26 protein-coding genes are annotated in these 20834 nt (G+C 32.8%); 12 read left to right on the plus strand and 14 right to left on the minus strand.

Features of this window, described 5'->3' with window-relative positions; all coding sequences use genetic code 11:
- Positions 1–26 precede the first annotated feature (26 nt).
- From murQ to LG45_RS08480, 4 genes are all read right to left on the minus strand, one after another.
- On the minus strand, positions 27–836 hold the full coding sequence (murQ, locus tag LG45_RS08465) for an N-acetylmuramic acid 6-phosphate etherase (RefSeq protein ID WP_035126121.1): 810 nt from the start codon (positions 834–836) through the stop codon (positions 27–29).
- A 5-nt stretch (positions 837–841) separates the two neighbouring features.
- Complete coding sequence (locus tag LG45_RS08470) at positions 842–1222, minus strand: PH domain-containing protein (RefSeq protein ID WP_035126128.1); 381 nt, start codon at positions 1220–1222, stop codon at positions 842–844.
- A gap of 51 nt (positions 1223–1273) precedes the next feature.
- A complete protein-coding gene (locus tag LG45_RS08475; protein ID WP_035126733.1) occupies positions 1274–1981 on the minus strand; it encodes a ZIP family metal transporter in 708 nt (235 codons plus the stop codon).
- 91 nt (positions 1982–2072) lie between these two features.
- Entirely contained in the window at positions 2073–2816 is a 744-nt protein-coding gene (locus LG45_RS08480; protein WP_035126130.1) for a class I SAM-dependent methyltransferase, read from the minus strand.
- A gap of 132 nt (positions 2817–2948) precedes the next feature.
- Between LG45_RS08480 and LG45_RS08485 the strand changes: the two genes are divergently transcribed.
- Both LG45_RS08485 and LG45_RS08490 read left to right on the plus strand, forming a co-directional pair.
- On the plus strand, positions 2949–4121 hold the full coding sequence (locus LG45_RS08485; protein WP_035126131.1) for a THUMP domain-containing class I SAM-dependent RNA methyltransferase: 1173 nt from the start codon (positions 2949–2951) through the stop codon (positions 4119–4121).
- A gap of 63 nt (positions 4122–4184) precedes the next feature.
- The gene (locus tag LG45_RS08490; RefSeq protein ID WP_035126133.1) at positions 4185–4418 is read left to right on the plus strand and encodes a hypothetical protein; all 234 of its coding nucleotides are present in this window, start codon (positions 4185–4187) and stop codon (positions 4416–4418) included.
- A gap of 21 nt (positions 4419–4439) precedes the next feature.
- On the opposite strand, the gene LG45_RS08495 is transcribed toward LG45_RS08490, so the two are convergent.
- From LG45_RS08495 to rlmD, 4 genes are read right to left on the minus strand one after another with little or no spacing between them, the layout of a single operon-like run.
- Positions 4440–4796: a four helix bundle protein gene (locus tag LG45_RS08495; RefSeq protein ID WP_035126135.1), complete on the minus strand. Its 357-nt coding sequence runs from the start codon at positions 4794–4796 to the stop codon at positions 4440–4442.
- 26 nt (positions 4797–4822) lie between these two features.
- Positions 4823–5596: a DUF6048 family protein gene (locus LG45_RS08500; protein ID WP_373862622.1), complete on the minus strand. Its 774-nt coding sequence runs from the start codon at positions 5594–5596 to the stop codon at positions 4823–4825.
- Entirely contained in the window at positions 5577–6080 is a 504-nt protein-coding gene (locus tag LG45_RS08505) for a DUF6452 family protein (protein WP_035126734.1), read from the minus strand. Before LG45_RS08505 ends, LG45_RS08500 begins: the two co-directional genes overlap by 20 nt.
- Before the next feature lie 53 nt (positions 6081–6133).
- Positions 6134–7549, minus strand: a complete 1416-nt coding sequence (rlmD, locus tag LG45_RS08510) for a 23S rRNA (uracil(1939)-C(5))-methyltransferase RlmD (protein WP_035126145.1) — start codon at positions 7547–7549, stop codon at positions 6134–6136.
- 131 nt (positions 7550–7680) lie between these two features.
- On the opposite strand from rlmD, the gene LG45_RS08515 reads away from it, so the two are divergent.
- The 6 genes from LG45_RS08515 to LG45_RS08540 all read left to right on the plus strand — a co-directional run bounded on the left by LG45_RS08515 (position 7681) and on the right by LG45_RS08540 (position 12355).
- Entirely contained in the window at positions 7681–8535 is an 855-nt protein-coding gene (locus LG45_RS08515; protein ID WP_131494647.1) for a tetratricopeptide repeat protein, read from the plus strand.
- A complete protein-coding gene (locus LG45_RS08520; RefSeq protein ID WP_035126150.1) occupies positions 8532–9077 on the plus strand; it encodes a DUF1697 domain-containing protein in 546 nt (181 codons plus the stop codon). The genes LG45_RS08515 and LG45_RS08520 overlap by 4 nt, the downstream gene beginning before the upstream one ends.
- Before the next feature lie 140 nt (positions 9078–9217).
- Entirely contained in the window at positions 9218–9628 is a 411-nt protein-coding gene (locus tag LG45_RS08525; RefSeq protein ID WP_035126152.1) for an OsmC family protein, read from the plus strand.
- Between the two features lie 97 nt (positions 9629–9725).
- Positions 9726–10427, plus strand: coding sequence for a DUF1003 domain-containing protein (locus LG45_RS08530; protein WP_035126154.1), 702 nt, complete (start codon positions 9726–9728; stop codon positions 10425–10427).
- Positions 10428–10562: 135 nt separating this feature from the next.
- Complete coding sequence (gene rocD / locus LG45_RS08535; protein WP_035126163.1) at positions 10563–11843, plus strand: ornithine--oxo-acid transaminase; 1281 nt, start codon at positions 10563–10565, stop codon at positions 11841–11843.
- A 32-nt stretch (positions 11844–11875) separates the two neighbouring features.
- Positions 11876–12355: a hypothetical protein gene (locus LG45_RS08540; RefSeq protein WP_052087530.1), complete on the plus strand. Its 480-nt coding sequence runs from the start codon at positions 11876–11878 to the stop codon at positions 12353–12355.
- Positions 12356–12420: 65 nt separating this feature from the next.
- Here LG45_RS08540 and LG45_RS08545 read toward each other — a convergent pair whose 3' ends face one another.
- Both LG45_RS08545 and LG45_RS08550 read right to left on the minus strand, forming a co-directional pair.
- Complete coding sequence (locus LG45_RS08545; RefSeq protein WP_035126166.1) at positions 12421–12747, minus strand: CCC motif membrane protein; 327 nt, start codon at positions 12745–12747, stop codon at positions 12421–12423.
- A 21-nt stretch (positions 12748–12768) separates the two neighbouring features.
- On the minus strand, positions 12769–13044 hold the full coding sequence (locus LG45_RS08550; RefSeq protein WP_035126168.1) for a DUF2752 domain-containing protein: 276 nt from the start codon (positions 13042–13044) through the stop codon (positions 12769–12771).
- Positions 13045–13140: 96 nt separating this feature from the next.
- Here LG45_RS08550 and LG45_RS08555 point away from each other — a divergent pair, with 96 nt between their 5' ends.
- Positions 13141–13323 carry a hypothetical protein gene (locus LG45_RS08555; RefSeq protein WP_035126169.1) on the plus strand — a complete coding sequence of 61 codons (183 nt, stop codon included), beginning with the start codon at positions 13141–13143 and terminating at the stop codon, positions 13321–13323.
- Positions 13307–13870 (plus strand): Smr/MutS family protein, encoded by a 564-nt coding sequence (locus tag LG45_RS08560; protein WP_035126171.1) that lies wholly within the window; start codon positions 13307–13309, stop codon positions 13868–13870. The genes LG45_RS08555 and LG45_RS08560 overlap by 17 nt, the downstream gene beginning before the upstream one ends.
- A 74-nt stretch (positions 13871–13944) precedes the next feature.
- On the opposite strand, the gene LG45_RS08565 is transcribed toward LG45_RS08560, so the two are convergent.
- On the minus strand, positions 13945–14892 hold the full coding sequence (locus LG45_RS08565) for a hypothetical protein (protein WP_131494648.1): 948 nt from the start codon (positions 14890–14892) through the stop codon (positions 13945–13947).
- Between the two features lie 88 nt (positions 14893–14980).
- Here LG45_RS08565 and LG45_RS08570 point away from each other — a divergent pair, with 88 nt between their 5' ends.
- Entirely contained in the window at positions 14981–16102 is a 1122-nt protein-coding gene (locus LG45_RS08570; protein ID WP_035126174.1) for a cysteine desulfurase family protein, read from the plus strand.
- A 134-nt stretch (positions 16103–16236) separates the two neighbouring features.
- Positions 16237–18483 carry a catalase/peroxidase HPI gene (katG, locus tag LG45_RS08575; protein WP_035126175.1) on the plus strand — a complete coding sequence of 749 codons (2247 nt, stop codon included), beginning with the start codon at positions 16237–16239 and terminating at the stop codon, positions 18481–18483.
- A 190-nt stretch (positions 18484–18673) separates the two neighbouring features.
- On the opposite strand, the gene LG45_RS16400 is transcribed toward katG, so the two are convergent.
- The 3 genes from LG45_RS16400 to LG45_RS08590 all read right to left on the minus strand — a co-directional run bounded on the left by LG45_RS16400 (position 18674) and on the right by LG45_RS08590 (position 20814).
- A complete protein-coding gene (locus LG45_RS16400; RefSeq protein WP_131494649.1) occupies positions 18674–18922 on the minus strand; it encodes a hypothetical protein in 249 nt (82 codons plus the stop codon).
- 340 nt (positions 18923–19262) lie between these two features.
- Positions 19263–20144 carry a YwqG family protein gene (locus LG45_RS08585; protein WP_035126178.1) on the minus strand — a complete coding sequence of 294 codons (882 nt, stop codon included), beginning with the start codon at positions 20142–20144 and terminating at the stop codon, positions 19263–19265.
- A gap of 175 nt (positions 20145–20319) precedes the next feature.
- Positions 20320–20814: a hypothetical protein gene (locus LG45_RS08590; protein ID WP_131494650.1), complete on the minus strand. Its 495-nt coding sequence runs from the start codon at positions 20812–20814 to the stop codon at positions 20320–20322.
- Positions 20815–20834: the final 20 nt, after the last annotated feature.

Raw genomic sequence — 20834 nt, forward strand, 5'->3', positions numbered from 1 at the left:
TTTAATTTTTTATAAAAGTAAGTATTTTACTTGAAATTTTCAACGGCTTTTCGAACGCTTCCAAATTCCTTCAACAATTGACTTGCTTTCTCATAATCAACAGGAATTTCGCTCATAATCATTTTTACGCCTCGATCAACTAATTTGTCATTACTCAATTGCATATCGACCATTTTGTTGCCTTTTACTTTCCCAAGCTGAATCATCGTTGCTGTTGAAATCATATTTAAAACTAATTTCTGAGCCGTTCCTGCTTTCATTCTAGAACTGCCAGTTACAAATTCGGGTCCAACCACAACCACAACTGGAAATTGGGCTGTTATTGCTAACGGACTTCCTTCATTGCAAGTTATACAACCAGTTGTAATATTATTTTCGTGACATTTTTCTAAACCAGCAATTACATAAGGTGTTGTACCTGATGCGGCAATACCAATCACAACGTCATTTTCCTTAATATTTTGTTCTTGTAAATCAATCCAAGCTTGAGTGGTATTGTCTTCGGCATTTTCAACCGCTTTTCTAATGGCGTTGTCACCACCAGCAATAATTCCGTTAACTAAATCAAATGGAACACCAAATGTTGGAGGACATTCTGAGGCATCAACAATTCCCAATCTACCCGAAGTTCCAGCGCCAATGTAGAAAAGTCGTCCACCAAGTTTCATTTTTTCAACAACTTTGGCAACTAGCAATTCTATTTGCGGCAACGCTTTTTCAACCGCTAACGGAACTGTTTTGTCTTCGTTATTAATATTAGACAACAATTCGGCAACCGACATTTTTTCTAAATGTTCGTATTTTGAGGATTGTTCGGTGGTTTTTGTGAAGTTCATGAGTTTTATTTTAAAACATGATGAGCCAAAACACTTTGTACATCATAAACATTAACACCTTTATTGAATTGTTTTACAATACTCGGATTTGCTTCGCTAGAAACCCAAATTTTCAATTCGGCTTCAAGGTCAAATGTTCCTGCAGTTTCTACACTAAATCGGGTAATACTTTTGTATAAAATCGATTTATATTCTACTTTGCTTCCAGTAATTCCTTGCTTTTCAATTAAAATCAATCTTTTGTTTGTGAAAATAAAAGTATCTCTTATTAATTTGAAACCCAATTCAATTTGCTCACCATCAATTAATAGTTTTCCGTAGTCTTTAAGTAAAGTTTCTGAGTTGACAGCACCAGCATTTCCAAGTAAGGCAGAAAATATTCCCATGATATTTTATTTTAGATTTAGTTTGTCAAATGTAAAAATAAAACTTCGGATTTACATAAAATAAGCCAAAACAATACCTAAAACTATAACGATTAATTTGGCCAAATTGAACTTATGACCTTCGCTACTTTCAAAAATGATAGTGGATGAAATGTGAAATAAAATACCAATTACAATTCCCGAAATTTCAGTGTAATAATTTGATAAAAAAGAAAGATTTTCGGCTGCAAAAGTACCTAACGGAGTCATGAATGCAAAAACCAACATGAAAAATAAAATAGCTTTTTTATTCAATTGTGCATTACTAAAGAAAGTAGTTAAGATAATCGCAATCGGAAAGTGGTGAATTGCAATGCCATACGCCAAATGATTGTGATTACTAATCGGCATTCCTTCAAGAAGCGCATGCAAACACAAACTAAAAAACAACAACCACGGAATGTGATTCATCGTATCGTGACCATGAACATGACCGTGTTCGGCACCTTTGGAGAAGTATTCGAGAATAATTTGGAACACAATTCCAATCATTATAAAAAGACCAATCATTCCATTACCATGATTATGTCCTTCGTGATCGTGAATGCTTGCTTCATAAACTTCAGGAAGCAAATGCATCACTGTTAGCGAAAGTAAAAAAGCACCACTAAAAGCTAATAGTAATTTTAAATTCTTCTTACTCTTCGGACGAAGAAATAAGGCAACTATAAAACCTATAATTACTGCAAATAAAGGTAAAATGTAAATTGAATAATTCATTATAAAATTATTTTTTGTCATTCTGAACTTGTTTCAGAATCTCAAGATAATTTATTAAGATTCTGAAACAAGTTCAGAATGACAGATGTAATTACTTAAAAATCATAATCAAACGTTCGCTGTCTTTTTTATGAAATTTCTTCAGTTTATAATCACCGAAAATATCCAATAAAAAGATTCCTGCAGTTTCCATCATTTGAGTAAAATCTTCCAAAGTCAATGCTTTTACTTTTTCGGTAAAATGAAACTTTTCGCCTTGATCTTCAAAGTCGATTTCTTTATAAATATGATTGTCAGCAACGTAACGTTTTATATGAAAATCAATTCCATCAACGGTTTTAATTTCAGCCGGAACTAAATTCGCAATCACCTGATTTACATTCATAAAATCAATTACAGCAAATCCATATTCTGTCAAACTATCTTTTATGGCAACTAATGTTTTCAAATTGTCTTCGTCATTTTCAAAATAACCAAAACTAGTAAACAAATTGAAAATAGCATCAAATTTATCTTCAAATGGTTCGCGCATGTCATGAACTTGAAAATGCAACGTATCATTAACATTTTTACTCGCTTCAGCAATACTGTTTTCAGATAAATCGGCACCAATAACATCAAATCCTAACTGGTTTAAATAAATAGAATGACGACCTTTTCCGCAAGCCAAATCAAGGACTTTTGCCTTTTCGGGTAAGTTTAAATAATGCGTTAAATTGTCCATGAAAATCTGTGCTTCACGGTAATTTCTATCTTTATAAAGAATGTGGTAGTATGGTGTATCAAACCAAGAGGCGAACCAGTTTATGGTTTTCAAATTTGTATTTTCTGACATTTATCTTTTCAAATGAATTCTTAGCGTGCAAATTTAGTGTATTTTTGCAGAAGTTATTCCAAGTTTGAAGTTTGATATTTTAGAATTAAGATTTATTTGGGATTTATTATTTGATTATTGGAATTTATATAGATGGAAAATTTTAAAATGATTGCCAAAACCTTCTTTGGTTTTGAAGAAATATTAGCTCAAGAATTACGTGTTTTGGGCGCACAAGATGTTGAAATTGGAACCAGAATGGTAAGTTTCAAAGGCGATAAAGGATTTATGTACAAAGCCAATTTGTCGTTGCGAACTGCTTTAAAAATCTTAAAACCAATTTATTATTTTAGAGCAAAAACCGATGCGTTATTATACAAAGGAATTCAAGGTATTGATTGGAGCAAATACCTAAATGCCAACCAAACGTTTGTAATTGACACCACAATTCATTCCGATTTTTTCAAACATTCACAATTTGTATCTCAAAAAGCAAAAGACGCTATTGTCGATCAATTTCGTGAAAAAACTGGCGTTCGTCCAAGTGTTGATAAAGATTTTCCCGATTTACGAATCAATATTCATATCGATAAAGACCAACTTTCTATTGCGTTAGATACATCTGGCGCATCGTTACACCAACGTGGTTATAAAACGGCTACCAATATTGCACCTATAAATGAAGTTCTAGCAGCAGGAATGCTATTGCTTGCAGGTTGGGAAGGAAAAACCGATTTTCTAGATCCAATGTGTGGCTCGGGAACTATTTTGGCCGAAGCTGCGATGATTGCTTGTAATATTCCGGCAAACATCAACAGAAAAGAATTTGCTTTCGAAAAATGGAATGATTGGGATAACGATTTATTCGATAATATTATTGATGCTTTAATGAAACGAACTCGCGAATTTCATTACACTATCAAAGGTTACGATAAAGCGCCAAGTGCTGTAGAAAAAGCTAAAGCAAATATTAAAAATGCCAATCTAGACGATTATGTAACAGTATCTCAACAAAATTTCTTTGATACTAAAAAAGAAACATCTGGACCTTTGCAAATGGTTTTCAATCCGCCATACGGTGAACGTTTGGATATTGATTTGGAGCGTTTTTATAGAGAAATGGGCGACACGATGAAGCAAAATTATCCTGGAACTCATGCTTGGTTTATTACAGCCAATCTTGATGCATTAAAATTCGTCGGATTAAAACCTTCAAGAAAAATCAAACTTTTTAACGGAAGTTTAGAAGCGCGATTAGTGAAATACGAAATGTACGAAGGAAGTAAAAGAACGAAATTTCAGAACAGAGAAGAGGAAGAAGAATAGTTTTCAGATGGCAGATTTCAGATTTCTACATCATACAATTTTACATTATACAATTTCAAAAAAATGAGTAAGAAGACAAAAGCATTCATTTATCAATTAATTTGTTTTGCAGTTTTATTTATTGCAGTACGTTTTTTAGTAGCAACTTATACAAATTTAACAGGATATTGGATTCCGTTAACGGCATTTGTTGTTGGAACCATTTTAGCACCAAGATTTCAAGCCATCAATACAAGAGATGGAGAAAAATTATTTATGAAATGGATTTTTCTTAAAGGGATTAAAGAGATAAAGTAATTACGAATTTAAAATTACGAATTACGAATGGTTTGCTCGTAATGTTTTTTGAATTGAACCAATAATTTTTAACAATTCTTCAGTATCATTCAAGAGACTTTTGTTTTCTTCATTGGTTAAGTAGTTTGTCTCTGTCAACAATCGAATCCAATAATGAGTCTCTCTAGCTTCTTTGTAAGCTATAGTTAGTTTTGCAAAGAAATCTTTTTCAGATTGACCGCCAATAGCTTCTTCAATGTTAGCACCAATTGATGTTCCAGAACGAAGTAATTGCTTGCTTAAGACGTATTCTTTTTTTTCGTCACACAGATATTGATATACTTTTACAATGCGCACTGCGAAAGCAAAACTTTTAACTTGAATAATATTTTCTTTCATCGTAATTCGTAATTTTTAATTCGTAATTACTTATTCTTCTTGCTGCTTTTCTTTTTCTTATTCTTATCTTCTTTTTTCTCTTTAGCTTTTACAGTTGCTTTGTAAAGTGGTAAAAAGTAAGAAACTGTGTAGTTGAAGCCAACACCAAAATCACCATCATAAGTTCTGTTGAAACCTGGAATATAAAGATTATCGAAATTATCTGGTTTTTTATTGGTGAATAATCGGTTGATTCTAAAACTAAAACCGACAAAAATATTATTAAAAACTTCAGCTTTTACTCCAGCTACAACTTCACCCCATTGTGCCGATAATCCACTAAATTTTTCTCCAGAAACGGTAATTGGTTCTTCTCCAAAATGCGGATTTGGGTTGTAAACCTGATAATCGTTCAATGTTTGTTTAAAAGAACTCACACCATATCGTAAACCTACATAAATCATGTTCTCCATTCCGAGCCAATTTTCATAGGCATTGTAATCGAAACCTGCTTTTATATAAGTTCCTTCGGTTGTAAAATTAAGTTGTGTGTCGTCAACGGTTTTGTTTTCGTTACCCAATTCTACGGCGATGTAATGTTTACGGGTTAATCGATAATCTCCAACTAATTCCAATCCGCGATAGTCTTTTTCGTAAAAAGAACGCGTTAATTTAAATAAATCGACACCAAAGCGAATGCCATAACGCTCTGTTTTGGGCGGAATAGAATCTTTTTTAGGCACTTCCTGTTTAGAAACTTCTTGTGCGATTCCTGAAAATGAAATCAGAACGACTACTAAACTAAAAATAGATCTTAACATGTGTTTCATTTTCGTTTTCAATAGCGTTAGTTTCAATGTTTATTCCTTTAATCCATTTCCCATCAGGAATTGTATTGTCTGAATCAATTATAGGATTGGTATCTCTCAGTGTAAAAACGTTTTTATATCCGCAAGCTCTCGAAACATAAACATTTTTTCCTGTGTAATTTATTTCAAAAAAGTCTTTGTTTTCTGTTGTTCCTCCAGAGTTTAATACAAAACTATATTTCGTAACTAAATCAGTTGTTCCTGTTTTTAGTGGTAATGCAATTTTACTAACACCATTAAAAACGTTTAAAGTATCGGTTTCACCTTCAGCATTTGCTTTTAAATTCACCACATTTTTTAATACTGTAGGATTTGCATCATCATAAAACTCTATAATCAATCGAGGAGTAGTTGGTGTGTTTGGATCACAAATGTCATCTTTCTCACAACCAGAAAACGCAAATCCGATAAACAACAATAAAAATATTTTTTTCATAATTTTTAATTTCAATCTAAATAAACTTCCATCTTCCATTTTCCATCTCCTAACTATTTCTTCTCCAAAAGTACAACATTTTCCACATGATGCGTCTGCGGAAACATATCTACAGGTCGCACACGAGTAACTTTATACATTTCGTCCATCAAAGCTAAATCTCTTGCTTGTGTAGCCGAGTTACAACTTACATACACAATTTTTGGAGCGCCAGTTTTTAATAACATTTCAACAACGTCTTTGTGCATTCCATCTCTTGGTGGATCGGTGATGATTACGTCTGGTTTACCGTGTTTTGCAATAAAATCGTCGTTGAAAACATTTTTCATATCTCCAACATAAAACTCACAATTGGTAATTTCATTGCGTTTCGCATTTTCTTTAGCATCGACAATCGCTTCTGGAACGGCTTCTACACCAATTACTTTTTTAGCTTTTTTAGAAACAAATTGCGCAATAGTTCCGGTTCCGGTATATAAATCATAAACCACTTCGTTTCCAGTTAATCCTGCGAAGTCTCTTGTGATTTTGTATAATTCGTAGGCTTGGTCTGAATTGGTTTGGTAGAATGATTTGGCGTTGATAGAAAATTTCAAACCTTCCATTTCTTCCAAAATATAATCTCTACCTTTATATAATTTGATATCTTGATCATATAACGTGTCGTTTGCCTTGCTATTAATTACATATTGCAACGACGTAATTTGCGGAAATTTTTCATGAATAAAATTCATCAACAACTCACGATTGGCTTTGTCGTTTTCAAAAAACTGAATCAAAACCATAATCTCGCCAGTCGAAGCGGTTCTTATCATTAACGTTCGCAACAAACCTTCATGATTTCTTGCATTGAAGAATGTCATATTATTGGCAACAGCAAATTCTTTAATCGAATTACGAATGTCGTTCGATGGATCTTCTTGCAAATGACATTTTTCAATATCCAGAATCTTGTCCCACATTCTAGGAATATGAAATCCAAGAGCTGGATTTTTACTCAACGATTGGTCTTCGCTTTTAATTTCGTTTTCGTTCAACCAACGTGTGTCTGAAAACCCGAATTCCATTTTATTTCTGTAAAACAATTGTTTTTCTGATCCTAAAATTGGTTCAAACGCTGGCAATTCAATTTTACCAATGCGTTTTAGGTTATTATACACTTCCTGATTTTTATAGAACAACTGTTGCTCATACTTCATGTTCTGCCATTTGCAACCGCCACACGCGCCAAAATGTTGGCATACAGGTTCAATTCTATTTTCAGAAAACGAATGAAATTTAATGGCTTTACCTTCAAAATACGACTTGCGTTTCTTTAAAGTTTGCACATCAACCACATCTCCAGGCACAACGTTTGGTATAAAAATTACTTGTCCTTCTGGCGCTTTAGCAACCGAAACACCTTTCGCACCAGCATCAAGCACGGTAACATTTTCAAATATAACTTTGTCTGTCTTCTTTTTTCCCATGAGGCAAAAATAATGTATTGGTTTGTTTTATTAGAATCTTTAAGAAAAAAATATAATTTACACGGCAATTCTTGTTAATTTTTGCAATGGTGGCTTTGGGAAATTTGTATATTTGGGGAAATAATCAGAATATGAAAAAGATAATTGCAGTAGTACTATTTTTCTTTAGTTTACATTTTTATGCCCAAGAAAACAGTTTGAAATTTGATAAAAAATTCTTTGAATGTGAGAACCAATGGGTAGCACTTAAAATGAATGATAAAGATCCAACCTACATGTTGGGTGTAATTTATTTTGATCCATACAAGGGATATGTTTTTAACACAATGAATGATTTCAAAATTGATGAGTCAAATATTTTTATACCAACCGAAGAACAAAATTCTACGAATATTATAAATGTTGTTAGTAATGTAAATCTAAGGTTCTCAACTATTCCTGAAGCAAAATATAAGGAGTTGAATATAGATAAATTGAATGAAATATTTAATACCATTCGATATGATGAAAATGATGCTGATGATTTAATTAAAAAAGGGTATCATCTAAACCATGTAGGAGCATCTGAAGTTGCAATTCCTATTTTAGAGAAAGCTGAAAAAATTAATCCTAAAGCTAACGGATTGTTGTTTGAATTAGGCTATGCCTATAACGCAACTAAGCAATATAAAAAAACCATAACTTTGTTGCATATTGGAATTTCAAAATTTGAAAGAAATAATTGGCTACTATATAAAGAACTTATATTCGCATTAGTTTTTGAAAAACAATTGGATAACGCCGAAGAAACTTTCAAGAATGGATTAAAAAATGTAAAAAACAAAACCAATGTTGCAGAATCGTCATATAATATTGCCTACGGATATTTTACAGAAAAAAACAAGAAAAAATTTGAAGAATGGTTTTCAATTACCAGCCAGCATTCAAATAATGAATCTCAATACATCAAGAATTTAGAGTTGATGAAAAAGGAGTTAAACAGATGAAACACCTAGCATTACTTCGAGGAATAAACGTCTCAGGACACAACATGATAAAGATGGAAGCGCTTAAAGCTGCGTTAGAAGCCATTGAGTTTACTAATGTGATTACTTACATCCAAAGCGGCAATGTGTTTGTAGAAACTGAGGAAGAAAGCAGTTTTGGCGTTGGTTTCAAAATCAAACAAGAAATCTTTAAAACATTTGGACACGAAGTTCCTGTGATTGTAATTGGTAAGAATGATTTGGAGTTGTGTTTTAAAAACAATCCGTTTCTAAAGCAAAAAGACGTTGATGCTAAAAAGTTGTACGTCGCTTTTATTTCAAAAGAATTATCAAGTTCCGCCATAAACGAATTAAAAATAAGCCAATTCAAACCCGACGAAGCCGTAATCGACGGCAACAGAATCTTCATAAAATATGACATCGGCGCCGGGAAAACACGTTTAGACCAAAAATACATCGAGAAAAAACTAAACGTTACTGCTACCATTAGAAATTGGAATACGGTTACGAAGTTGTTGGAAATGTATGAGGAGGAATTATAAATGTTTAAGAGTTTGAAAGTTGTTTGAAAAAAACATCCTAAAAGATAAAACCTATTCTTTTATTAAAAATAACAATAATTATATAACATTGAAGTCGGCATGATTTTTTAACTTTGATAAAAATTTAAAAACACCACATCATGAAAAGAAATGCAACAGCCCAATGGCAAGGTTCAGTAAAAGAAGGAAAAGGTTCTCTTACTACGCAAAGTACAACATTAAATAACACACAATATTCATTCAATTCACGTTTTGAAGAAGGAGTAGGAACTAATCCAGAAGAATTGATTGCTGCAGCGCACTCAGGTTGCTTCACAATGCAATTATCAGCATTTTTAACAGAAGGCGGATTTACAGTAGAAAACATCCAAACCAAATGTGAAATCAATTTTCTTAATGGTTCAATTGTGGGTTCGCACTTGACAGTTGAATCAAAAATCCCTGGAATTTCTGAAGAAGATTTTCAAGCTTTAGTAACAAAAGCCGAAAAAAACTGTCCGATTTCAAAATTATTAAATACCGAAATTACTTCAACAGCTACTTTAGTTTAATTGATTTAAAAAGTTAATAGAAACCTCATTTCTTTATTGAAGTGAGGTTTTTTTGTATTCAAAATAACGTAAATTAGCAAGAAATTAAAAATAGTTTATGAAAGATAAAGCAACATTTGTAAGTGAAATTTCGGGATTGGAATTTCCAGAGAAGGAACGCGTTTGGGGTGAAGCGATAAGAATGCCAATTCTGAATTTGATTAAAGAAGATTATCCCAAATTTGATAAAAGCAAATGCATAGCCGATAAAGAACTGAATATTTACCGAGAAAAATATATTTCTAAGTTTTTACAATCGGAAGTAGGTGAACTTTCTGATTTGCATAAAAATGTATTAAAATCACTGTCTGATGATAAATCCTTTGTATCTAAAGTAGAAGATGAAGTCGATAACAGAACTTTCGGTCAAGTTGTAGCCGACAAAGTAGCCGATTTTGGTGGAAGTTGGACGTTCATAATTTCGTTTTTTATCTTCATCATGATTTGGATTGCATCCAATGTTTACCTTCTTTTAAACAAAGGTTTTGATCCGTATCCGTTTATTTTATTGAATTTGATTTTGTCCTGTTTGGCTGCGCTTCAAGCTCCGGTTATCATGATGAGCCAAAACCGTCAAGAAGAAAAAGACCGCGAAAGAGCTAAAAAAGATTACATGATAAATCTAAAATCGGAACTCGAAATTAGAATGCTCGACGAAAAATTAGATCACTTAATCATGCACCAACAACAAGAGCTAATCGAAATTCAGAAAGTACAAATAGAAATGATGAATGATATTTTGGAAAAGATTCAAAAGTAGTTTCTAACAATCTAGTAATCTAAAAATCTAACAATCTTTTTTACTACTTTTGCTTCATGGATGATTTCTCTCCACAAGAAGGAATTGATATTTTAAAATAGCCCATTTGTGAGTTTGGGTCAAAAAAGAAAAATTATGTCAGTTTTAGAAAAAATCAGCTCTGAAGAAATTATTTCGTTAGAAAATAAATACGGAGCACACAATTATCATCCGCTACCAGTAGTTTTGAGTAGAGGTGAAGGCGTTTATGTTTGGGATGTTGAAGGTAAAAAGTATTACGATTTCCTTTCGGCTTACTCAGCAGTAAATCAAGGACATTGTCATCCAAAAATTATTGGTGCAATGGTGCAACAAGCACAAACATTAACGTTAACTTCTCGTGCTTTTTACAACGATAAATTAGGAGTTTACGAAGAATACATCACAAAATATTTCGGATTTGATAAAGTACTTCCAATGAATACTGGTGCAGAAGCGGTTGAAACTGCTTTGAAACTTTGTAGAAAATGGGCATACGAGAAAAAAGGAATTCACGAAAATGAAGCTCAAATAATTGTTTGCGACGGAAATTTCCACGGAAGAACTACAACTATCATTTCGTTCTCTAATGATGAAAATGCTAGAAAGAATTTCGGGCCGTATACAGCAGGATTTATAAAAATTCCTTACGACGACATCGAAGCGTTGGAAAACGTGCTTAAATCGTCTAAAAACATTGCAGGTTTTCTTGTGGAACCAATTCAAGGAGAAGCAGGAGTTTATACACCAGCAGAAGATTATTTGGCGAAAGCTAAAGCACTATGTGAAGCAAACAATGTTTTGTTTATTGCCGATGAGGTTCAAACCGGAATTGCAAGAACAGGTTCGATATTGGCAGTTTGCGGAAATTGTACTTGTGAAAATGCCTGCGAAAAACAATCGACTTACGTAGCTCCAGATATTTTAATTCTGGGGAAAGCCTTGTCTGGAGGAGCTTATCCAGTTTCGGCAGTTTTGGCGAATGATCACATTATGAATGTTATCAAGCCAGGTCAACACGGTTCTACTTTTGGTGGAAATCCTATTGCTGGTGCGGTTGCTATCGCAGCTTTGGACGTTGTTAATGATGAAAATCTATCTCAAAATGCACGTCGATTGGGTAAAATTTTCAGAGAAAAAATAGGAGAGTTTGTAAAAACTTCAAATATTACAACTTTAGTCCGCGGAAAAGGTCTTTTAAATGCAATTGTCATCAATGATACTGAAGAAAGTGACACGGCTTGGAATATTTGTATGGCTTTACGAGACAACGGATTATTAGCAAAACCAACCCACGGTAATATCATTCGTTTCGCTCCGCCATTAGTGATGAATGAAGAACAATTACTAGATTGTATCTCTATAATTATCAATACATTAAAACAATTTGAAAAGTAAATTTTAACCAACCAAAACCAAACAATTTTTTTATGGAAAACCAAACAAATTTAGAATTAAATGCTCAAGCAGAAGATGCGTTACGAGTAAGTGCCAAATGGTCGATGTTTCTTGCGATTATGGGTTTTATCGGAATTGCATTGATGATTATTGCTGCCATCTTCATGAGTTTTGCAATGTCAATGATTCCTGATGATCCTTACGCAGGACAAGGAAATCCTTATGGTGGTGCAAATCCATTTCTGGCAATGAAAGGATTTATATCAGTAATCTATTTCATTTTGGCAGCCATTTATTTTGTACCTGTTTATTATTTATTCAAATATGCTTCTGGGATGAAAGAAGCTTTGTCTATGCGAAGTTCTGATCGAGTTTCTGATGCTTTGGTATTCTTGAAATCGCACCACAAATTTTTAGGTATTATGATGATTGTTTTAATTTCATTATATATCTTAATTATTATTGGAATGGTAATTTACTTTGCATCAATGGCTGCATCAGGAGGAATGTAAATACAATGTTTATCAAATAAAAAATCCGTTTAGAACTTCTAAACGGATTTTTTGTTTTATTCGATTTACTTATTTTGCATTTGTCTAATCATTTCCATTAATTGTTCTTGCTGCTCAATATCTTTTCCAGTTGCTTTCATATAAATAGCATAAATTAATACACATACACTCAATCCTAAACTTACAAAGTTTACAATTTTCCAAGTGTTTAATGAACCAGGACTGTATTGTTCCGGATTTTCAGCTAAAAGTTTCTCTGATTTTCCTGCTAAGTAAATTCCAATTCCAGAAAGTATAACTCCGAGAAGTCCACTCGTGCAACAACAGCCAATAAAAGAAGTTAAGCCCAAAATCATTACGGCTTGTTCGTTAGGTAATTTTTGATTTTCCATAGATTAAGTATTGATTAGTTATTAGTTTAAAATTTTATAAATATAATTGATTAACATTATCACACCGTTAATTATCGCAAAATAAATAATGGCTTTATTATAGTTTCTAGTTTTATCAACGAAATGTAAAAATAGAATTATAAAAAAAATAATCAGGGTATAGATTGGAGGAAACATTTTAAAGGCACCTACAAAGTCACCTTGAAATAATAAATTAATGGCACGTTGCGTTCCACAACCCATACATTCAACTCCAAAAAGTTTTTTGTTCATGCAAGGCAACATATAATCTTCCATTTCTAATTTTTGATTTATTATACAATGCTACAAATAATTTTTAAAAGAACGATAACTGATTTAAGTTTTCTACATTTGAAATCTAAATTTTATAGCATGAAAAAGATTTTTATTCTAATTATGATTGTCGCTTTTTTGGTCGCTTTTTATGTTCCAAAAGGTGAGAAGTATAGTGTAATTGTAATGGCAATTGCAGTAGTGATTTTCATGTTTGGAATGATGAAATTAAGTTCAAAATTACCAAGTAAAAACGACGAAGAAGATGACGAAAACATTTAATATTGGCGATCAAGTTTCGGTGCTTGATGACGCAATTGATGGAGTAGTAGTAAAGGTTGAAAAAGACCAAATTACTATCGAAACAACTGATAAATTTTTGATGACCTATTTTGTCAACGAGTTGATTAAGATAAACAATACCAGTAATTTAGATTATTTTAACAAAAGTGATAGTTTAGATAAAAAAAATATCGATAATCAGCTTACGAGAAAGCAAATTGAACTCCAAAAAAAGCTGGAAAAGGTAGAACGTGGTGTTCCAGAATTTGATTTGCACATCGAAAAATTAGTCAAAAATAAATCGGGTTTAACCAATTATGACATTCTGACTTTACAGATGGATACGGCCAAAAGACACATCGAATTTGCGATCAGAAATCGCATTCCTAAAATCGTTTTTATACATGGTGTTGGCGAAGGTGTTTTGAAAGCCGAACTCAATTTTTTATTAAATAGATACGACTCGATTTCTTTTCAAGATGGCAATTATCAAAAGTATGGTTTGGGCGCAACCGAAGTATATTTTAAACAAAATACATCGCGCTAAAGCAAATTTGAAGTACAAAAAAACCTGTTTTACAAAGTAGTAAAACAGGTTTTTTTATGTCTTAAATTGAAAGTTTATTGAATAAAACTTCCATAAATATAATCATCTCCAAGGTAAAATTCACTTCCATTTCTGGTGAAAGTTACTTTTTTAAGATGTATTGTATGTAGAAATTGTGTACCTAGAGTAGTCGTTACAACTTCAATAATTCCACTAGTTGCCGTTACACCATCTTCTGCAATCCATATCTGACTTGCCGCTGGCGTAATTGGAGCTGGAGTTGTACAAAAATTATCCGACGTTAATCCTCCAGCGTTAAATAAAGTATAAGTTACCTTATTTGTTGCGCTAATTAAAGCGGTTTGCGTTCCAGATGCTGCAGGAAAAAACGTGTTATCAAGATTTAATACTAATGATTCACTTCCGCTAATATTGTAAACCGTATTACCTGAGCTACATTTTTCAACTTCATCATCAAATCCAAAAGGTAATGGAGTTACTGGCGTTACATAACTTCCAAATATATAGGTTTCAAAAAATTGTTCGCCAGTAGGCTTATCAAAGGTTACATTTTTAAAAACTATATTATGATTATAACCAGTAATTCTAGTCGCATTTCCAGAAGTTAATGAAGTATTTGGTACAACAACAGCTGTAGTTGTAATTTGTATTGTTCCCGATGTTGCTACCCATTGTTCAGTAACTGTTGGAGTTATAGGTTGAATCGTGGCACAAACATTATCTTCAGTTACTGTACCATTATAGGATCTGTAAATTACTTTGTTAGTTGTTGATATTACTATTTGTCTCGGATCATTAAGAGGTGTTACTTGATTTAAATACGATTCTGGTGGAATTTCTATTAATAGTATTTCATTTTCTTTAATTTTGTAAACAATATTATTTTCAGTGCAATTGTCAGCTGTAACATCTTCAAAATCGATAGTTTCAATAGTCAAATCGCCATCGTCACAACCGATTAAAAGAAACATAAAAGCAAATAATCCAATAATTTTTTTCATTTCAATAGAATTTGAAGCAAAAATAGAAATTTTACGCATTAATCATTCTATTTATCATTTAATTAACGAAGAGTTTTATATTTGCAAAATGAAAAAAATATACCTAGATAACGCAGCTACTACACCTTTACGACCAGAAGTTATAGAGGAAATGATGTTGGTTCTACAGGAAAACTACGGAAATCCTTCATCAACACATAGCTTTGGAAGAAGCGCAAAGACCATTTTAGAAACTTCTAGAAAATCAATTTCTAAAGTTTTAGGATGTGCTGCACAAGAACTGATTTTTACTTCAAATGCCACTGAAGCAACCAATTGGATTTTGAAAAGTGCCGTAAGAGATTTAAAAATTGAACGAATTATTACTAGTAAGATTGAGCATCACGCAACATTATACACAGTAAAATATTTGCAGAAACAATTCGGAATTGAAGTTGATTTTGTGAAAATTCTTCCAAATGGTGCAATCGATATTTCACATTTGGTTCAGTTATTGGGCAAAGGAAGTAAAACTATTGTCACTTTGATGCATGTCAATAACGAAATTGGAACTGTTTTAGATATCGAAAAAGTAGGTAGAATTTGCCATCAGCACAATGCCTTATTTCATTGTGATACAGTACAATCCATCGGGAAAACCGAATTTAATTTACACGAACTTCCAGTAGATTTTATCGTTGCAAGCGCTCACAAGTTTCACGGACCAAAAGGCGCCGGATTTGCTTATGTAAAAAAAGGAATTCTTTTGCAACCACTTTTTTACGGAGGCGAACAAGAGAAAGGATTGCGTGCCGGAACAGAAGCGGTGCATCAAATTGCAGGAATGGCAAAAGCTTTAGAGTTATGTTACCAAGATTTAGAATCGGAGCGTTTTTATATTTCTGATTTAAAAATGTACTGTCAGCAACAATTACAATTGAATTTTCCAGATATTAAAATCAACGGAGAAGATACTTTTTACAATATCTTAAATGTTTTATTACCTTTTTCAGAAGAAAAAACCGCTATGATTTTATTCAATTTAGATATGAAAGGCATTGCAGTTTCTAGAGGAAGTGCTTGCCAAAGCGGCAGTGTAAAGCCTTCACACGTTTTAGCCGAAATTGTTCCAGAGGAAGATTTGAAAAAACCAAGTCTGCGAATTTCGTTCAGTCATTACAATACTAAAGAAGAAATTGACGCTTTGATTGATGGTTTAAAAGGTATTTAAATTGTAATTCTTCATTATTTTTAATTTGAATAAATATTTATAAAGCTAGCAATAGTTTTTTTCTATTAAGATTTTCTTTTCGATAGTATTAATTTGGTAAATTCGTAAAAAGTTTATACTAATCAACGATACCCATGGAAAACAACAATCAAAACGGTTCTGGAAGCGAAACTAGTTACAACGTAAATAGTGGCGCAAAGTGTCCATTTTCAGGTACAGCAGCAAAACAAAGTGCTGGTAACGGAACGCAAAATAATGACTGGTGGCCAAATCAGTTAAAAGTAAATATTTTACGTCAGCATTCTAATTTGTCCAATCCTATGGATGAATCCTTTAACTATGCTGAAGAATTCAAAAGTCTAGATTTAAATGCTCTAAAAAGAGATATTTTCGATTTGATGACCACTTCACAAGATTGGTGGCCGGCAGATTATGGGCATTATGGTCCGTTTTTTATAAGAATGGCTTGGCACAGTGCTGGAACTTACAGAATTGCCGATGGTCGTGGTGGCGCAGGTGCAGGAACACAACGATTTGCTCCACTTAACAGCTGGCCAGATAACGCCAACTTAGATAAAGCACGTTTATTACTTTGGCCAATCAAACAAAAATACGGTAAGAAAATTTCTTGGGCAGATTTAATGGTTTTAGCAGGAAATTGCGCTTTGGAATCTATGGGTTTCAAAACCTTCGGATTTGCTGGTGGACGTGAAGACGTTTGGGAACCACAACAAGATATTTATTGGGGTTCTGAAGGCAAATGGCTAGACGACCAACGTTATACTGCCAACAGAGAATTAGAAAATCCTTTGGCTGCGGTTCAAATGGGATTGATTTATGTAAATCCAGAAGGACCAAACGGAACTCCAGATCCTTTAGCTTCTGCTCGTGATATTCGTGAAACGTTTGCTCGTATGGCAATGAATGATGAAGAAACGGTTGCACTTATTGCAGGCGGACATACTTTTGGTAAAACACACGGTGCTGCCGATCCAAGTCAGTATGTTGGTCCAGAACCAGCTGCGGCAGGAATTGAAGAGCAAAGTATGGGTTGGAAAAACAGTTTCGGAAGTGGAAATGGTGTTCACACCATCACTAGCGGATTAGAAGGTGCGTGGACAACAACTCCAGCACAATGGAGCAATAATTATTTTGAAAATTTATTTGGTTTCGAATGGGAATTGACTAAAAGTCCGGCTGGCGCACACCAGTGGAAACCAAAAGATGGAGCAGGAGCAGGAACGGTTCCAGATGCACACGATCCTTCGTTACGTCACGCTCCAACTATGTTAACTACTGATATCGCCTTACGAGTAGATCCAATATACGAACCAATTTCTAGACGCTTTCATGAAAATCCAGATCAATTGGCCGATGCCTTTGCTCGTGCTTGGTTCAAATTAACGCACCGTGATATGGGACCAATTGCTCGTTATTTAGGTCCAGAAGTGCCGCAAGAGGAATTAATTTGGCAAGATCCAGTTCCGGCAGTTAGTCATCAATTGGTTGATGGTAATGATGTCGCTCATTTAAAATCACAAATTTTAGCTTCAGGATTGAGTGTTTCACAATTGGTTGGAACCGCTTGGGCTTCGGCTTCTACTTTTAGAGGTTCAGACAAACGTGGTGGTGCTAATGGTGCGAGAGTTCGTTTGCTTCCACAAAGAAATTGGGATGTGAACAATCCAACGCAATTGGCTCATGTATTGAGTGTTTTAGAAGGAATTAAAGACGATTTTAATAGAAATTTTACTGGTGAAAAACAGGTTTCTATTGCCGATTTAATTGTTTTGGCTGGATGTGCAGGAGTTGAAAAAGCGGCCCAAAATGCTGGCTATTCTGTTTCAGTTCCTTTTACACCAGGAAGAACGGATGCTTCTCAAGAGCAAACGGATATCGAATCATTTGCTGTTTTAGAACCAGAAGCTGATGGTTTTAGAAATTACATGAAAACACAATATACGGTTTCGGCAGAAGAAATGCTGATTGACAAAGCACAATTACTGACGTTAACAGCACCAGAATTAACAGCTCTTTTAGGCGGAATGCGCGTTTTAAATGTAAATTTTGATCAATCTACTCACGGCGTATTTACGAATCGTCCTGAGACGTTGACGAATGATTTCTTTGTGAATTTATTAGATTTTGGAACGACTTGGAAAGCAAGTTCAAGTTCTCAAGATGTTTTTGAAGGTCGCGATCGCAAAACCGGACAAGTAAAATGGACCGGAACTAGAGTAGATTTAATTTTTGGTTCCAACTCAGAGCTTCGCGCTGTTGCCGAAGTATATGCTTGCAGCGATGCGCAAGAGAAATTCATAAACCACTTTGTTGCCGCTTGGAATAAAGTAATGAATTTAGACCGATTTGATTTAGTATAATTCTCTTTTTATATAGTTTTAAATTAGGAAAAGGCAGTCGTGAAGGCTGCCTTTTTTGTGGTTTATATGACACAAATCTTTGAAGTTTAAAAAAAAATAAACCTCCATTAAATTGCTTTAAAAGAGGTTGTTTTTTATAATTTACAATTTTTATTTTTAAAAAATGGTGGTTGTGCAACTGCTACGGCTGTTAGCAGTAGCTTTTATTTTTTTGAATAATTTTTTGGACATTTTCTTGCAGTTCTTTTTCAAAAATTTTAAAATTTAAAGTTTTCGAATTATCTTTTTTAACAATTTGTAGACAATCGAATTTATTTAAAAACCAAGTATTTTTCACATAGTTTAAACTCGTCAAATTTTGTATTTCAAATATAATTTTTTTTTCTTTCAAGAATTGATCAAAGTATTTCAATTCTATTATTTCGTTTTCTATGTTCAAACTTGATAAATACTTTTTTTTCTCTGAAAGTATTTCATAGAGCCACATTATAGCAAGAATTATTAGGATTTGAACAATATTATTTCTTCCAGTTATTAAATATTTGAAAACTGATGAAATGACAAAAATTAAAAGAAATAAATAGTAGTTGTCAAATAAAATTCGGTTCTTCATATCTACGATCTTTTTTAAAGTTACTACTAACGTTCCGGCGCTTGGCGAGGTTGCGAGCTACGGAACTAATTATTTTCTGTTAAAGATAAAATTTCTTGCGAAAAATAAACGTGAATTTACTACAAAATTAGCAATCTTGCCAAACGCCTGTTAGTGGCAGTATTTATTAGGAATTCTGAATTACAAACTTTGTGTTTTCAAAGTTTCCATTTTCTAAATCTTGCTTTTTTATTCCAAAATATATTCCGCCACTTGCTCCAAACTTACTAAATTCTGGGTTTTCATCTAACACATCAATTTGAAGTAAGAGAATAATTTCCTTTTCGTTTTTCTGAATTTCAGTTTTCTTTTTTTCGTCAATTTCATTTTCAAGATTATAGTTTTGGTTTGCCCACCAATAACTTACGTCACCTTGAACTGCATTTGCATTACCCAATATTTGATGTCCAACGTCTTGATTAGCACCAGTTATTTCACATATTAATTCGTTTGCTTCAAATAGTAGATTTTCATCTTCATCACTAAAGCCATTTTCAACAATTTGATAGTTTTGATAAGATGGTAATGAGTAATGTTCGCTAAATTTAATTATACATTCTTTGAATTTGGCTAAATCATTATAATTTATCGGGTAATCTTGAGTTTTTAAATTATCAAAGTTTTCATTGAAATATAAAACTTTATGGATTTTATTAAAAGGCTCAAATTGATAATCAGTTTGATTTGTTGAGAAGAAGAAATATAAAATTCCTTTTTTTGGTAATTTATTTTCAATATCAAACTTTATTTCTTCTAAATTGATTTGACCAATGAATGCAAAAGGAAAACCATTTAAGTTTGGCCATTCAGTTTCTTTAGGCAAATCTGGTAATCCACCAAATTTTGATTTGCCAATTTTTATTTTCTCTTTCGCAATTTTTGTTTTTATTGAAATAGTAGGCTTAAGCAATCTTAAAACTACATTAAAGTCAACTTCCCAGTTTAATTTTTTTAATTGCTTTTTAACTTTTTCATTTAAGTTTTTATCTCCAAAGATATTCCAATTCATAGATTTGTGGTTTTGCAGAATTTTCGTGTAATATTGCCACTAACGTTTGGCGGCTTGCAGAAGTTGCGGACTTCGAAACCGTTTTTTTTCTACTAAGATAGAATTTCTTACGAAAGAAATTTGTCAATTTTGCAAAATTCTCGCAATTTCTGCAAACCGCTGTTAACTGCTGGCTTTATTGATTTAATGAACTCCAATATATTCCCATTTGACCTCGATTTTCCATTTTTTGCTTTTCAATTTTCGGAAGTTTTGTTTCTTCTTTGTTCATTATTTTGGTTTTAAAATGTTCATAGTTATAATATTCTTTGAAAATATAATCCCAATCTTTATAATAATCAATCATCCAATTCAATTCAGAATCAAGAGAATTGTTTTTAATTCTTACGTTTATTTCTTTTACTATATTTTCTTCTGCATTTTTATCAAGTTCGTTTATTCCAGTTAAAAATGTAGGTTCAGAAAATGAAAACCAACTAATGAATAATCCTCTTTTCAACGCTTCAATATTTTCAACGCACAATTCTGCATATTTTTGGAAAATTAAGTTATATTCATTGGAAATTCCAAGTGCAATAATCTGATTTTGTTTTTCTTCAATTGTTCCATTTAATGAACAAACTTTATCATATAGTTGAATTTCTTTGTTTGCTAATTCTTCAATATTCATATTTTTCAATAATTTTTTAG

This window comes from Flavobacterium aquatile LMG 4008 = ATCC 11947 (assembly GCF_000757385.1).
Classification (GTDB): domain Bacteria; phylum Bacteroidota; class Bacteroidia; order Flavobacteriales; family Flavobacteriaceae; genus Flavobacterium; species Flavobacterium aquatile.